Origin of the sequence: Mesorhizobium sp. M1006, assembly GCF_040318825.1 — a bacterium.
GTDB lineage: Bacteria > Pseudomonadota > Alphaproteobacteria > Rhizobiales > Rhizobiaceae > Mesorhizobium.
Map to the genome: position 1 here is coordinate 247,567 of NZ_JAMYMZ010000002.1, position 13,884 is coordinate 261,450.

The window sequence follows — 13,884 nt, forward strand, 5'->3', positions numbered from 1 at the left end:
CCACAGAGTCTCGCATGCGGTTGAAAATGTAACGAAAGCTACAAAGTTCCAAAGGTGTGCAAGAAACTGCTAATTTAGCTAGTTCTTGATTAAATGCCGGTTCTCAGTGAGAGATGAGCGTCCGCACCGAGGCGCGAACTCGATAGGTCGCCAGCGAGGTTCGTCTGGCGACTACGCCAGCACAAAGCTGTTTGACCGCCCTGAAGATCGCTGCACGCCCTCCTTCGCGCGCTCCACGTAGGCGCCATCGGCAGTCATCACCACGACGCGGGTGCCGGCGCTGATGTATAGCGGTACCAGGGTGCGCACGCCGTTGGACAGCGTTGCCGGTTTCGCGACGAACCTCTGCCGCTGTTTGCGGCCGCTGCTTGCCGTGAGAAGAGGACTTTGCCCGAGATCCACCAGCCTGTTGTTGCGCTCAGGCCCATGACGGCCGGCCGCGACGTTGTCGAGGATTATGGCCATATCGGGCTGACCTTGCGCAGCCATCCGGCGCGTGCCGATCTTCGCCGCCGCAGCATCGTGAGCTGTCAGGAGGCCATGCAGGCGCGAGACAGAAGCTGGCTCGAGGCTGCCGGCCTGGTTCTGGTCCGGCAACGGCCAGGCTCGGCCAAAGGCGTCATGTTCCTCACCGTGGAGGATGAGACGGGCGCCGCCAACGTCGTCGTCTGGGTCAAGGTATTCGAGAAATTCCGTCGCGTGCTTCTTTCGTCGGCCATGCTCGGCGTGCGCGGCCGCATCCAGCGGGAAGGGAAGGTGGTGCATCTCGTCTCCCATCAGTTGACCGACCTGTCGGCCGAGCTGGCCAGCCTGGGAAACCGCGAGACGCCGTTTCCCGTGCCGCATGCCGGCGTGACGAAGCCCATCACGGCGCGCCGGGTGTCGATCCGCGGAGCCTGCCGAAGGGCCGAAACATCGTCGATCCATACGAGCACATCGATCGCATCAAGCATCAAGGTGAAGACGCGGGATTTCCGATAGAAGCTGCAGCGGATATACCGTCATCATGTGGTAGTCTGGCCCGCATGACGATGCTTTATCTCAATTGACGCGGAAGACGGTGGATCCCTCAGGCCGAATAAAACGCATCCGCCGAAATGGATCGAGCCTCAGCTGACGCGCCTGGTCGACGAAGCGCCCGACGGCCCCGATTGGCTTCACGAGATCAAGTATGACGGGTACCGGATGCATGCGCGCATCGAGGGGAGCGACATCCGATTGCTGACCTGGACGGGCCTTGACTGGTCGCATCGCCATCAAGCGACGATAGCGGCTCTGCGCGCGCTCCCGGTGAAAGACGCCTATGTCGACGGGGAGCTGTGCGCTATCCGGGCAGACGGCGCCACCTCTTTCAGCCGGTTGCAGGGCCGCTATGGATGAGCGCAGGCGATCTTGTCTTCTTTGCTTTCGATCTGCTGTTCCTGAACGGAGAGAGCATTGCGAAGCTGCCGTTCGTCGATCGCAAAGCGGACTGGAAGGCCTGTTTTCGACCGACATGCCTGGCCTTTCAATTCGCGTCGAGTGTGGCGGTGCGCTCGGCCCGCCACTCCGCACAGCTGTCGGGGATTGCAGGCCCGAGCCGTCCTTCGGCGCGCATCAGGGCGAAGATCGGCCGAGGCAGAAGATAATCCTCGAAACCGCGCCATGCGCGGCTAACATCGACCCAGATATCACCGGCCCGCAAGAGGCGCTCCCGCAGATGAACGAGAACCGCCACTTCCCAGGCGCGCAGGTCGATATGGGTGCCATCTGAGCGCACACGCCGTCGCCATTTGCTGGTCATAAATGCGAGCGGCACCTGCGAGGGCAATTTCCGGCCTATCGTATATGCCCGCAGATGGTCCACTGCCGTCAGGATCGGATCGCGATCCCGGCAGGTCGGCATGCCCTGGCAATTCAAGCCGCAGTATTCATACCCGATGCGCTCTGTATGACAGTGATGAGCGCTGAAACAGCAGTCGAAGGTTCGCCGGGTGCAACTCTCAAAACGTATGTGACGTCCGGCAAGGCCGGCAGTCCCTCGTTCTCCGAAAGTGCTCGCAGGCCCTGCCCAACGAGACTCTGGGGCAACGGGCTAGCCGCGAAACTACCGAGCGCCGCAGCGCGCACACCCGCCAAACTTGAGCTTGTGCAGCTGATCCGCCACTCGGTTCGTGTCTTGGCCAGGGTCCGAATCGCAACGTCGCGATAGGGGCAGGACTCGGGAAAGAAGGCGAGTTGAGGCGGTGTGGAAAGCACGCCCTGCTTTGCAAACGCCCAAACCAACGGCTCGCTCCACAGGACCGAACCGTCGAAGCTTCCGTCGCACGCGCCGCTCACCGCAACGTCTAGTCCTTCCCCGTCGAGCATCTGAACCAGACGTGGGCCAATTCCAATCTCAAGGTCGACCTGCACGCCGGGATAGAGACCGGCGAAGCGGCGCAGTATGCGTGGCAGCCAAGAGCTGGCGAGATCTTCAGACGCTCCCAGGCGAATGCGCTGGTCCTGCCGACTGCCGGAGAGCCTCAGTCGCGCATCTTCATTCAGCCGAAGGATCGTGCGGGCATAACCAAGCAGCGTCTCACCGGCTAGCGTGAGTTGGACGGATCGCGTGCTCCGCGCGAATAAGGTCTGGCCAGCCTGTTCTTCTAACCGTCGGATTTGAGCGCTCACGGTTGATTGGGTCGAGTTCAGAACGGCTGCCGCGCGTGTGAAGCCGCCAGCCTCCGTGATAGTGACAAAGCTACGCAGCAGTTCGGTCTCGAACATGATGGATCTCCTCCATCATGCTATTAACCCATAAATCCGCTAAATGGCAGTGAATATATTCGTTTGTGCGTTTTATGCGTCGCGGTCATTCTCGCCGAGTGCGAGGGAAGATTTCCGATACCGCGAAGGGACGAACCATGACCAAGCTGTTGTATGTGGAGTGTTCGCCACGAAAGACGATGTCCGCCTCAATCGAGGTCGGTCGTGCCTTTCTAGACGTCTACCGGCGTGTCCACCCAGACGATGCGATTGAAACGTACGACATCTGGGAGAAGCCCTTGCCGGAATTTGGCGAAGCGGCACTCAACGCCAAATATGCCGGCTTATATGGCGAAGGGCGAACGCCCGAGCAGCAACGCGTGTGGGATGTGATTGAGACGCTCGCCGAGCCCTTCCTAGTGGCCGACAAGATCTTGCTGACTGTACCACTCTGGAATTTTTCGATTCCTTATCGCTTTAAGCAGTTGATCGACCTCATTTCGCAGAAGGATGTGCTGTTCTCATTCGACGATGATGGATTCGCGGGGCGGGTCAAAGCCAATCGAGCCGCTGTGATCTATGCTCGGGGCTTGGACTATGCGCCAACTTCAACTTGGACGCCGGGCGAGAGCTACGATTTCCAGAGACCCTACGTCGAGGCTTGGCTTAAGCTGATCGGAGTGACGGATATCGATTCAATTTTGATCGAGCGCACGCTGTTTGGGCTTGAAGCTGAGCAGGCGGCGCGTGCGAACGCAAAGTTCGAGGCAGAACGGCTCGCGCTTGAGTTTGATCTCAAGTGAAGCGGTCATCGGCTGGACTGTTTGCGCATGTGTTCGCTGCGCTCCAGGCGGAGCGACCAGCGGGGTCGCCTTCGCTACACAGGGTCGCCCGGGATATCTTCGGAAATCTCCTGCCGCAGCTTTGGGTTCTTGGCGAGTCTGCGCCCCAGCGCCGCGACGAAGGCGTCGTAGCGCTCGCCAGCCTGAGCCCTTGCTGCGGCCTGCGCCGGCCCGGGCAGCGGCAGATTGGTGGTAAGCCAGAAGCGCACGAAAACGGCGAGCATCTCGACCGAGATGCCGACATCGCGCTCCATGCGCGTCATGCGGCGATCGAGCTGGTCGAGGCGCTTGGTCGTCGCGGCCTGTTGTCGCTCGGCGGCGTCCGGCGACAGGAAGGATGCGATGGCCGCCTCTGCAATCAGCGTGCGCGATTGGTCACGTCGTGCCGCGTGGGCCGCGAGCATCTCGATCGGCGCCCTCTTCTCCACCGGCGCGGCGCGGTTCAGCTCGGGCTGGTGACGCCGTTCCGATCCCGTTGGATCTTCGTCGCCGATGTCTGCGGCGCCGGCTGCGTCGGCCGACACGATGCTCGCCGGCCTGGCCCGAAGCGGCAGCCGGGCTCCAGTCGTCTGTGCCCGGCTGTGCCGGCCTGGTAAGCACCGGCGGCGCCATGATCCGGTCCTTGAAACGGCGATCCTCGTAGCGCGCCTTCTTCCCGCGGATCGGCGGCGTGCCCGCCACCCATGACGATCTCGTCGGCGGGCGGGAGCTGCATGATCTCGCCCGGGTTAGAAACGGTCTGGCGGTCTCGGAGCGCGACACCATCAGATGGCCAAGCCAGGGCGAGAGCCGATGGCCCGCATAGTTGCGCATGGCGCGCATCTCGGGAGCACCTCGGCACGGTTCCGTTCGCGCGATAGAAGCAGCGGTTGGCGACTGAGCAGCATGGAATCACCGAATTCATGCGCGCGGTATCGATACGCGATGAAGGCTGCGGAGGCCTTGGCGAGCAGAGCATCGTCGGCAAAGGCGCGCAGGAGCTCGAAATGGCTTTCGCCGGGCTGGTGGACGCCCGTGAGAACCGCATCGACCACGCGAAGCCGCGTGCCCCGCGCGATGCGCCCTGTCGCAATGCCATTTCCGGCACGCACATTGCCGCCGGGATTGGCGGCTGCCTCAAGTGCGCGCACTACGCTCGTGCCGATCGCAATGATGCGGCTGCCGCGCAGCTTCGCCCACGCGACCTGCGCCGCGGTGTGCCCAGGGATGCGGTATGGCTCGTCGAAGGGAAGGCGCGAGTCGAGCGCGGGATCGCCGGTAGAAGAGACGCCCGCAGCATGCGTGAGTGTTGCAAAGCCAACGTCGTGCCGACGCCAGGCTTGGAGCGTGCGCCAGTCGAGCGCGAAGCCTGCCGATGGCGCCTCGAACGCGACCGGCTCGGCGGCAATCTTCGTCCAAACATCCCACAGTGCCAACGGCTCGGGAACATGCGCGTATTGGATCGGCCGGCCGTGCTGCGCCAGTCCTGCAAGCACCGCTGCGCGATTGCCTGGGAAGTGCAACTCGAGAAGGCGTGGATGGTTGAGAAGGCGCTCGACGACGGCGTCAAGCGAGCCGAGCCGGAGGCGATCGCCTAGTAACAGCGGAGGTGGAGGCAGCCGGTCTTCCGTGCGCGTGCGGTGATCGCCCGAGCCGAAGGCAATCGCCACGAATCGGGTTGGATCGGGAAACGATAGCCAGCCCGCCAGGCGGATCTCGATCGCCTCACCGCTTGGGACATGCGTGCCGTGCAAGCTGGCAGGCAAGGTCGCGGCGTCATTGGCGACGACCAGATCGCCGGGGTTGAACAGCGTCGCGAGTCCAGCTCGCGGCAGGTCGCGCATCGTGCCGTCCGCCTCGACGACGAACAGCCTGGCGGAGCGCCGATCGGGACGATCGGCGGCAATCATCCATGTGCTCCGGCCAGAAGCGTAGAGCGGACCGGCAACGCGTCGAGCATCTTTTCGATGATCTCGGCAGCTGCCTCCTCGGGGCGCTTCAAGGTCGCCGGATCAGCATCAGGGATCGCGAGCGCGTGCAGTGGGGTGTCCATATCGCCGGGGTCAAGCGCGAGGAGCCGGATGCCGTCTGCTTTCGCCTCCTCGTCCCAAATCGCCGTCAGATGGGCAAGAGCGGCCTTGCTCGCGCCGTATGCTCCCCAGCCGGGATAGGCGTTCACCGCGGCGTCGCTGGAAAGGTTGATCACCAGCGCGCCACGGCCGCCACGCGCGGACGCCGCAAGCGCACCGAAAAGAGCCTTGGTCAGCCGGAACGCGCCGACCAGGTTGACGGCGAGCGCCGTTTCCAGCTCCTCGCACTCAGTATCGGCGAGGAGCGCCAGAGGGACAGGGCCGAGGCTCGAGGCATTGTTGATCAGGACGTCGAGCCCGCCGAGGCTCGCGGTTACCTGTAGCGCGATCGAGTAGGTGTCCTCCTTCTTGCCGACGTCGCCGACAATGCCGTGCGCGCCCGTCTCGTCAGCGATGCGTGCGACGTTCGCGGCCGTGCGGGCGACGAAGGCGACGCACGCACCCTGTGCGGCAAGCTGGCGCACAAGCGCCAGTCCGAGGCCGGACGTGCCGCCCGTGACCGCCACGCGAAGTCCCTGAAGTTCGATATTCGTCTGCATTGCCAGTGCTCCCTTAATCCGTATGCCTCTTGCTACAAGTTCAAGTTAACTTGAAGTCAAGCGGGAATTGTGCTTTCATTCATGCATGGATTCCATGCTGACCATCACCGACGTGTCACGGCGCAGCGGCGTCGCCTCATCGGCCCTGCGCTTCTACGAGGAGCGCGGGCTGATCGCGTCCGAGCGGGCCGGCTCGGGACACAGACGCTACCCGCGATCCGTGCTGCGTCGAATCGCCTTCATCGTCTTCGCGCAGCGAATTGGGCTGACGCTTGAGGAGATCGGCGCCGAGCTGGCCAAGTTGCCAGCCGATCGCGTGCCGTCGCGTCGGGATTGGTCGCGGTTATCAGGCCAGTGGACCAAGCGCATAGACCAGCGCATCGCCGAGTTGCAGCGCCTGAGGTCGGGGCTTACCGAGTGCATCGGTTGCGGCTGCCTGTCGATGGACCGGTGTAGCCTTGCGAACCCTGCCGATATGGCAGGACGCAAGGGGCCGGGGCCGAGGTATTGGCTGGGGTGAGTTGGCAGCGTGCCTGTCCCTTTGCAGAACTCGGCAGCGCAAGACTTCGCTAGGTGCGAGACGCTGCGGCCCGGTAAGGTCAGGGCGCGGCGGCCCTGATGTCAATTCAGGAATCGCGCTGAATCGGACAGCTCCTGCATTTGTCTCAAAATCAGGATGCGTCTAGCTTCAGCACACAGGGCAATAGGAATAGAGTTCAATAGGCTAGGACTTGAGGGCCGCCTAATTCTCAAACTGCCACTTTCTACCTAGGTGCGGCATGAGAGCGTTAAGAGGTCGTTAAGAGGTCAATGAGTTAGCACCTTGCGGGTGTGGTGGAATTGATAGACGCGCTGGATTCAAAAATCCAGTTCCGAAAGGAGTGTCGGTTCGAGCCCGACCACCCGCACCATCTTCTCAAATCTCGTGCAAGGCTGTTGCACAATTGGATCCCTTGGAGCGAGTTCCCAAGCGGGCCGCGAGGGCCGCGCGTAAGCTGCGCAATTATGGGAGGTAGGTGTGTTGTCCTTTTTTCGCGTTTGCGTATCGAGCTCCGGCAGTAAGATGATTGGCCGACATGAGATTGGCCGTCATGGCGTGATCAGCCGGCTTCATCGTCGACAGTAAGCTGCGCGTTCTCTTGCCGCGAAGCGGTGTTCGACTTCCCGAAGAACATGCTTCGCATGACACCGTCGCGAAGAAGCACGAAATGCACCATCGCGGCCAGGACATGAACGCCGACGAATCCGAGCAATATCCAGACCAGCTTTGCATGGACGAACGCGAAACCCCTTGCCGACAGCGCGCCGCCGGATGGCGCCAACGGCACGGGCAAGTTTCCGAAAAGCCGTGCAGGAGGCATGAAAGGCATTGGCCGATAGCCCAGCCATCCCGTTATCAGGACGGCAAGAATTATCACGTAGAGAGATAAATGGACGAAAACGCTCGCAAACCGCTCGGAGTGCCCGCACCGACGGCTTTACCAGCCTGGCGGTCGTGCTCGGCGCTATCGGCATCTGGCTGGGCTTTCCGCTTGCCGATCCGATCATCGCACTTCTGATCACTGTGGCGATCTTCGCCATCGTCCGGCGGTCGTCGAAAGCGGTGTTGACCCGCATGCTGGACGGTGTCAAACTTGGCATCGTCGGCGAGATCCATCACGCTGCCGAGCACATATCCGGCATCGAGCATGTCCATAGCATGCAGGCACGCTGGATCGGTCATCGCCTGCATGCCGACGTCGCCATCAGCGTCGCCGATGCGGCAACGGCCAAGGACGTGCTGGGTGTTACCGAAGCCCTCAAGGAGGAGTTGTTCGCCCACTTGCCGGGGTTGGCGGAACCCAATGTCCGCCTGTTGAGCCCGGCCGCGCCGGCCGTCACTGGCGCGGAAAACTCTCATGCTCACCATCATGCGCCGGAGCCCCTCAAGGTCGCCTGCGATCTGGCTGAAGGGACGTTGGAAATCGTCGACACACCGGCCGGCGAGCGGATGCGGCTGACGATCGACCGGCATGCCGACGATCTGACGGCGACGGTATTCATTGACCGGTCCGGCGGGCCAGAAACGATTCGCCTCGAACCTGTCGGCGCCAACCATCACCGCCTTGAGAGCACCGTCGCCCCTGCCGAGCCGCATGAATTCCAGGCAAGGCTGGTGCTGATTGCGAAAGATCGCGAACAGGTGCTGCCGTTCAAGATGGTCGAACCCGAAGGTCACCATCATTAGGTCGACTAGCGGATATGCGGTTCAATGACGGATCTCGCGGCCTATGCTGGTCTGTTCCTGGCGGCCTTGCTCGCCGCTACGATCCTTCCGATGCAATCGGAAGCAGTGCTGGTCGGGCTGTTGCTTGCGGATTACTCGCCCTGGCTGCTGATCGCAGTCGCGAGCGTCGGCAACGTGCTTGGATCGGTGATCAACTGGCTGCTCGGGCGGGGCATCGAGCGATTCCGGAGCCAATGGTGGTTTCCGATGAACCAAGCGCAACTGGAGCGCGCGCAAGTGTGGTATCGCCGCTGCGGAAAGTGGTCGCTCCTGCTGAGTTGGCTGCCGGTTGTCGGTGATCCGCTAACCGTCGTCGCGGGCGTCCTGCGCGAGCCCTTTCGGGTTTTCCTTTTGCTGGTCACTGCCGCCAAGCTCAGCCGTTATCTCGTTCTTGCCGCCTTGACGCTGAGCGTCATCTGACGTCGCGAATCTTCTCCAAGCTGAGCTGGTTAGGTCGGCTGGTTCGAAGGAACCAGCCGAAGAGCCCCGTCTGATTTAATTTAGGCGGACTACGGAGGCAGATCACCGGTCTGTCACGCTGCCGTCTGCCCGCCAGCTTCGACGCCCCGTTCCCCCGGGGCAAGTGGGCCCGTTCTCTGGCGCGATCGCGACTTTGGAAGCTCGGGATGGCAAGGCAACGATCGTCAGATCCGCATTCCGGTTTACGGTCCCCTCCAAATCTGTTCATCGGTTACGACTTGGCGGTCAGTCGATGCCGCATGCGTTTCGAACGCGGCCGCTCTTAGGAGACAGGGGGGCTTCACTTCCTCTCCCCGTCGCGCGTACGCCAAGTTGCGACAGAGCTCGAAGGAATGTCCGTTCTTCCCCTCCCGCCGCAGTCGGCGGAAGAATTAGTGTGAACGGCTTGCCAAAACTGGCTGAATATAAAGCCTGAGAGCCACGCCAAGTGCGTTAGCCTATTGAACAACGCGCTCCGCTACTCTCACGCCGTCCGTAATCCTGTCACTCGGGTGCAGCACCACGGGATCGCCTGCGGCAAGGCCTGACAGAACCTCCGCTGTCCGATTGTTTCGCTCTCCGACCCTTATGATACTCGCCCGCGCACGGCCATCCTTAACCGCGAACACCGCCCAGTCGTTCCCTTGTCGAAACAGGGCGCCCACCGGCACGGTCAGGACGTCTTCGGCTTTCCAGATCGTGACATGCACGATGACCCGATAATCGTGTCCTAGCGCAGACCATTTCGCGGGAGGATCAGTGAAGTCGATGGTCGTGCGGACGCGTTGCTCCTCGATGCCAAGTGCGGAGACCTTGGTGAAACCGGCTGGGTCGACGCGATCGACGCGGCCCTGGATTGGCGGGCCACCCCAATTGTCGATCCAAACGGGCGCGCCTCGTTTGATACGGACAGCGTCGGTCGACAGCAGGTCCGCGACAATTTCGAGATCGAGCGGGTCGCCGACTTCGATCAGCGGCGCGCCGGCCTGGACGACTCCTTCGCTCTCCTGGATGATCTTCAGGACGTTGCCGGTTACGGGGGCATGCAACTGTATGCAGCAGGCAGGATCTGGCTCTGGTGCAACACCCGACTGCTCACCGACCCGGGCTGCAACGCTGTCACGCTCGTTTCGGCGGACCTCCAGCTGAGCCTTCGCACTGGCCAGGGCCGCATCATTGGTTTCGACGTCGAACTTGGCTCCGTCGAGGGTTTTGAGAGAGATCGCCTCGGTGCGGGCAAGGGCTTCGGCCCGCCTGAGCTCCGTTCGCGAAAATGCCAGCGCGGCCTCGATGCGGCGCATTTCGGCTGCCGCAAGGTTTACCGTCGCATCGGCCGCAGCCAGCCCCGCCAGCAGTTCCTCGTGGGTGCGCGCATCGTGAAAGCTCGGCAGTGTCGGCTGCATCACCGCCAAGACGGTTTCGTCCTTGGTGACCTGATCTCCGATGTGGCGAGGTGGGGAAATCCGCAGGACCTTGCCAGCGATGGGAGCGGACACCGTATAGACGTGACGCACCTGCGTTTTCGCCTCGTCATCGATCGTGACCTCCATTGGACCTTTCGTCAGCGTTGCCAAATCCACTGCAATTGGCCGCGGCCATGCGAACCAGACAGCGCCGGCGGCCATCGCCAGCACGGCCGCAATTCCCAACGTTCGTTTCATCCAGATCGCACGCATGGTTCAATCTCGTGTCTTGAGAACAGTGACAAGGTCCAGCTCGTTGAGCCTTCGGCGAACGACGAGCGCGGAAAGCACTGCCGCGGCGATCACAATCGTGCTGGCGAAGACGTAGGTGGATTGCTCGACGATAAGGCGCACCCGCATCAATTCGCCGGCCAGGTTCTTCTGCATGATCCAGGCAAGGCCATAGCCAATGAGCCAGCCAGGTGGCTGCGCGACCACAGTGAGCAGGGTGAGTTCGAGGAGGAGAATGCGCAATACCTCACCGCGAGTGAAGCCGAGGACGCGCAAGCTGGCCAGCTCCCGCGCCCGTTCGGAAAGCGAGATACGTGCGCTGTTGTAGACGACACCGAACGCGATGACTGCAGCCAGCCCGGTGTAGATGCTGGCCATCGTCGTGATCAGAAGAGCAACCAGCTTTCGGAAATTGGCAAGCGAGACGCGCTGCAGAGCCAAGCCACCGACTATGGGGATGCCCTTGATGGCAGCATAGAACGTTCCGCGGCTGTTCTGGTCGAAGCTGACATTGATGCTGTTTACCGACGGCCCTTCGCGCATCAGGCGTGAGAGCGTCTCCGAATCCATCATTCCGCGGATGCCGAAGTAATCTTCGACCAAGGCTGTCACAGGGACGACAACGGTCCGCCGCGTTCCTTCGAGGAGGTCGACTTCGACGGAATCACCGACCCTCACCCCGAGAATCTTCGCAAGCATGCTCGAAATCGCCAGGCCCGCTTCCGGCAGGACGACCGGACGCAGGTCGACATCGATGATGCGGTTGAGATCGGCATTACGCGGCCTGCCGCTGATCATGATCCGTCGCTCGATGTTTCCGTTCCTGATGCGGACGGGCACCTCGCGGTAAGGCTCGGCCGAGAGAACGCCCGGAAGCCGCGCGATCTGCCGGACGACGTTCAGCGGGCGTTTTTCCACGAAACTGACGGTGGCGTCCTGACGGTCGGCCAGGAAATACGTCACGTCGATGAGCTGCTCCATCGCGTCGCCGGTGAAGAGTGAAACGATCAGGATGGCTGTTGCCAGTGCGATTCCAAGCGAGGTGAACAATGACCTGACTGGATGGCGAGTGATGTTGCGCAACATCATCGTGGTCGGTTGCGACATGAACCTATCGACTGCAAAGCTCGCCGGCAGCAGTCGCCGATAGCGCGGAGGCGCCGGCGCCTGCATCGCCACGGCCGGCGCCAATCGCACGACTTCCCCAAGCGCACGCACGGCCCCGATGATTGCAGCGACGAGACTAAGCGCGGCGGCAATGACGTAGAGGTCAGGGCTCTTGGTGAAGACGAGAAACGGAAAATGGAAAAAGTCGCCGAAAAGACCGGTGATACGCATGCCCAGCCACGTGCCCGCTGCACTGCCGATCAAAATGCCGATCATCACGATGACGATGACGAACTTGAGGTAGTGCGTGACGATGCTGGCGTTGCTGTATCCTAGCGCCTTCATGAGCCCGACCTGCTCGCGCTCCAGGGCAACCAGCCGGCTGAGAGTGAGATTGACCAGAAATGCCGACACCAGAAGGAAGATCGGTGGCAGCGTCCGGCTCATATTGTTGAGCATGTCGAGTTCGTGGTTCAGCCAGGCATGCGAAGTCTCGTCCTTCCGGCCATAGGCCGCTCGCCCACCGTATCGCTCAAGCATCGTATCGAGACGCATCATGACCTCGCTCTCGGAGGTGCCACGCAGCAGCTTCAACGAAACGGACGAAAACGCATCGTCGAGATCATAGGCGCTGGCGAGCGCCTTTTCCGACATCCAGATGAGGCCGAATCGGCGGTCGTCCGGCATGATGTCGCCGGGTCCGACCGCATAGATGAACTCGGGAGACAGCGCGATCCCGACAATCGTCAGTTCGCGCTTTCGGCCGTTCAATATTGCCGAGAAGCGGGCCCCGGGCTGAAAGCCGTGTGACAAGGCAAAGCCTTCGTTCACGACGACCTCTTCGGCTCGTCCAGGCTCTGGCATGCGGCCAACGCGCATGTAGAGGCGGTTGAGCGAAGCGTCATCGCTCTGCGGCAGGGAAATCACTTCGCCCGTTGCCGGCTCCAGATAGCCCGGTATGTCGATAAGCACGAGCTTCGCTATTCGCGCGTCGACCGAAGCAACGCCAGGAATCTCTGTAATCTGATCGACAAGCGTCCTTGGCGCGCGGCTCACCGTGGCAAAGACATCGGCAAACCGGTAGCGCTCGTAGTATGCGGTGCGCGTTTCATCGAGGGAACGGTAGGAGCCGACCGCGAGGATGAGCGTCGCCACGCCTCCGGCGATGACGAGTGCAATCGCCAGCGCCTGCGCCCAGAGCCGGCCGAAGTCGCGAAGAAGCTTGATGTCCAGCGCGCGCATCCGGATCACCAGACAAGCTCGGCGGCAGTCCGGCGCACCTCGTTCTTGGCAATTCTAGAGATTTGGCCGTCGGCAAAAAACAGCACGCGGTCGGCGACATCCTGGATGCTGGCGTTGTGCGTGATGATCAGTGTCGTGGTGCCAAGCTGCGCATTGATGCCGAGCAATGTCTCAATCACCCGAATGCCCGTTTTGGAATCCAGCGCGCCGGTCGGCTCGTCGCAGAGCAAGACATCGGGGAGCTTGGCGATGGCGCGGGCAATGGCCACGCGCTGCTGCTCACCACCGGAGAGCTGAGCCGGGAAATGATGCATCCTCGCTTCGAGTCCGACTAGCGCCAGGGCCTCGTCCGGGCGTATCGGATTGTCGGAAATCTCCGTGACAAGAGCGACATTCTCGTAAGCCGTCAGGCTGGGGATCAGATTGTAGAACTGGAAAACGAACCCGATGTGCTGGCGTCGGTAGGCGGTCAGCCCCCGGTCGTCCAGATTGGTCAGTTCCTGATCCCTGAAGAACAGCTGGCCGCTCGTGGCATGGTCAAGCCCGCCCATGATGTTGAGCAGGGTCGACTTCCCGCTGCCCGACGGACCAAGCAGAACAACCATCTCTCCCGCCGAAATCTCTAGGTCCAGCTTACTCAACGCAAGCACCTGCGTCTCGCCCGAGGTGTAGGTTTTGGTCAGCGCTTTTGCAGTGAAGACGGTGTCAGCCATGGCCGTTGGGGATTTTGAGGCATCTGTCGCGTCGCTTGCCACAGTCACCCGTCGAGGCGAGCGCGACATTGATGCAAGTCAAAACAGGCGATCCGAGGGCCGTCACCGATGCCAGCACCCGCCATCAATAGGGAGTGGTGTGAGCGTCCAAGTCGCCCGGATCGGCCGGTTCCGAACCGGTATTGATTTGCCTCAAGGAGGTCGGCGGCATCTACGCTACGATGCC

At 61.9% G+C, this 13,884-nt stretch carries 15 protein-coding genes, 1 tRNA gene and 2 pseudogenes; 7 read left to right on the forward strand and 11 right to left on the reverse strand.

Features of this window, described 5'->3' with window-relative positions:
* Positions 1-171 precede the first annotated feature (171 nt).
* Positions 172-333, reverse strand: a pseudogene (locus tag NKH60_RS02900) (hypothetical protein); the annotation flags it as partial.
* A 288-nt stretch (positions 334-621) separates the two neighbouring features.
* Here NKH60_RS02900 and NKH60_RS35095 point away from each other — a divergent pair.
* The gene (locus NKH60_RS35095; protein WP_502907725.1) at positions 622-981 is read left to right on the forward strand and encodes an OB-fold nucleic acid binding domain-containing protein; all 360 of its coding nucleotides are present in this window, start codon (positions 622-624) and stop codon (positions 979-981) included.
* Positions 982-1,122: 141 nt separating this feature from the next.
* Entirely contained in the window at positions 1,123-1,380 is a 258-nt protein-coding gene (locus NKH60_RS02910) for an ATP-dependent DNA ligase (RefSeq protein WP_352871199.1), read from the forward strand.
* A 127-nt stretch (positions 1,381-1,507) separates the two neighbouring features.
* Here NKH60_RS02910 and NKH60_RS02915 read toward each other — a convergent pair whose 3' ends face one another.
* The gene (locus NKH60_RS02915) at positions 1,508-1,759 is read right to left on the reverse strand and encodes a hypothetical protein (protein WP_352871079.1); all 252 of its coding nucleotides are present in this window, start codon (positions 1,757-1,759) and stop codon (positions 1,508-1,510) included.
* Between the two features lie 137 nt (positions 1,760-1,896).
* Positions 1,897-2,748: a LysR substrate-binding domain-containing protein gene (locus tag NKH60_RS02920; RefSeq protein ID WP_352871081.1), complete on the reverse strand. Its 852-nt coding sequence runs from the start codon at positions 2,746-2,748 to the stop codon at positions 1,897-1,899.
* Positions 2,749-2,885: 137 nt separating this feature from the next.
* Between NKH60_RS02920 and NKH60_RS02925 the strand changes: the two genes are divergently transcribed.
* Positions 2,886-3,530 carry an FMN-dependent NADH-azoreductase gene (locus NKH60_RS02925; RefSeq protein WP_352871083.1) on the forward strand — a complete coding sequence of 215 codons (645 nt, stop codon included), beginning with the start codon at positions 2,886-2,888 and terminating at the stop codon, positions 3,528-3,530.
* 74 nt (positions 3,531-3,604) lie between these two features.
* On the opposite strand, the gene NKH60_RS02930 is transcribed toward NKH60_RS02925, so the two are convergent.
* The 4 genes and pseudogenes from NKH60_RS02930 to NKH60_RS02945 all read right to left on the reverse strand — a co-directional run bounded on the left by NKH60_RS02930 (position 3,605) and on the right by NKH60_RS02945 (position 6,177).
* Positions 3,605-3,973: a CopG family transcriptional regulator gene (locus NKH60_RS02930; RefSeq protein WP_352871201.1), complete on the reverse strand. Its 369-nt coding sequence runs from the start codon at positions 3,971-3,973 to the stop codon at positions 3,605-3,607.
* Positions 3,974-4,400: pseudogene (locus NKH60_RS02935) on the reverse strand (type IV secretory system conjugative DNA transfer family protein); the annotation flags it as partial.
* Positions 4,334-5,458, reverse strand: a complete 1,125-nt coding sequence (locus NKH60_RS02940; RefSeq protein WP_352871085.1) for an S-adenosylmethionine:tRNA ribosyltransferase-isomerase — start codon at positions 5,456-5,458, stop codon at positions 4,334-4,336. The pseudogene NKH60_RS02935 and the gene NKH60_RS02940, both read right to left, overlap by 67 nt.
* Entirely contained in the window at positions 5,455-6,177 is a 723-nt protein-coding gene (locus NKH60_RS02945) for an SDR family NAD(P)-dependent oxidoreductase (protein ID WP_352871087.1), read from the reverse strand. The genes NKH60_RS02940 and NKH60_RS02945 overlap by 4 nt, the downstream gene beginning before the upstream one ends.
* Before the next feature lie 94 nt (positions 6,178-6,271).
* Between NKH60_RS02945 and soxR the strand changes: the two genes are divergently transcribed.
* Together soxR and NKH60_RS02955 are read left to right on the forward strand one after the other, a co-directional pair.
* Positions 6,272-6,697, forward strand: coding sequence for a redox-sensitive transcriptional activator SoxR (gene soxR, locus NKH60_RS02950; protein WP_502895522.1), 426 nt, complete (start codon positions 6,272-6,274; stop codon positions 6,695-6,697).
* Positions 6,698-7,002: 305 nt separating this feature from the next.
* Positions 7,003-7,088, forward strand: a tRNA-Leu gene (locus NKH60_RS02955).
* A 189-nt stretch (positions 7,089-7,277) separates the two neighbouring features.
* On the opposite strand, the gene NKH60_RS02960 is transcribed toward NKH60_RS02955, so the two are convergent.
* Entirely contained in the window at positions 7,278-7,595 is a 318-nt protein-coding gene (locus NKH60_RS02960) for a cytochrome b (protein WP_352871089.1), read from the reverse strand.
* Between NKH60_RS02960 and NKH60_RS02965 the strand changes: the two genes are divergently transcribed.
* Together NKH60_RS02965 and NKH60_RS02970 are read left to right on the forward strand one after the other, a co-directional pair.
* Entirely contained in the window at positions 7,547-8,404 is an 858-nt protein-coding gene (locus NKH60_RS02965; protein WP_352871091.1) for a cation diffusion facilitator family transporter, read from the forward strand. The two genes, NKH60_RS02960 and NKH60_RS02965, sit on opposite strands and share 49 nt — an antisense overlap.
* 24 nt (positions 8,405-8,428) lie before the next feature.
* Complete coding sequence (locus NKH60_RS02970; protein WP_352871093.1) at positions 8,429-8,863, forward strand: YqaA family protein; 435 nt, start codon at positions 8,429-8,431, stop codon at positions 8,861-8,863.
* A gap of 497 nt (positions 8,864-9,360) precedes the next feature.
* Here NKH60_RS02970 and NKH60_RS02975 read toward each other — a convergent pair whose 3' ends face one another.
* From NKH60_RS02975 to NKH60_RS02985, 3 genes are read right to left on the reverse strand one after another with little or no spacing between them, the layout of a single operon-like run.
* Positions 9,361-10,578, reverse strand: a complete 1,218-nt coding sequence (locus NKH60_RS02975; RefSeq protein ID WP_352871095.1) for an efflux RND transporter periplasmic adaptor subunit — start codon at positions 10,576-10,578, stop codon at positions 9,361-9,363.
* A 3-nt stretch (positions 10,579-10,581) separates the two neighbouring features.
* A complete protein-coding gene (locus NKH60_RS02980; protein WP_352871097.1) occupies positions 10,582-12,945 on the reverse strand; it encodes an ABC transporter permease in 2,364 nt (787 codons plus the stop codon).
* 5 nt (positions 12,946-12,950) lie between these two features.
* Positions 12,951-13,658: an ABC transporter ATP-binding protein gene (locus NKH60_RS02985; protein ID WP_352871099.1), complete on the reverse strand. Its 708-nt coding sequence runs from the start codon at positions 13,656-13,658 to the stop codon at positions 12,951-12,953.
* Positions 13,659-13,884: the final 226 nt, after the last annotated feature.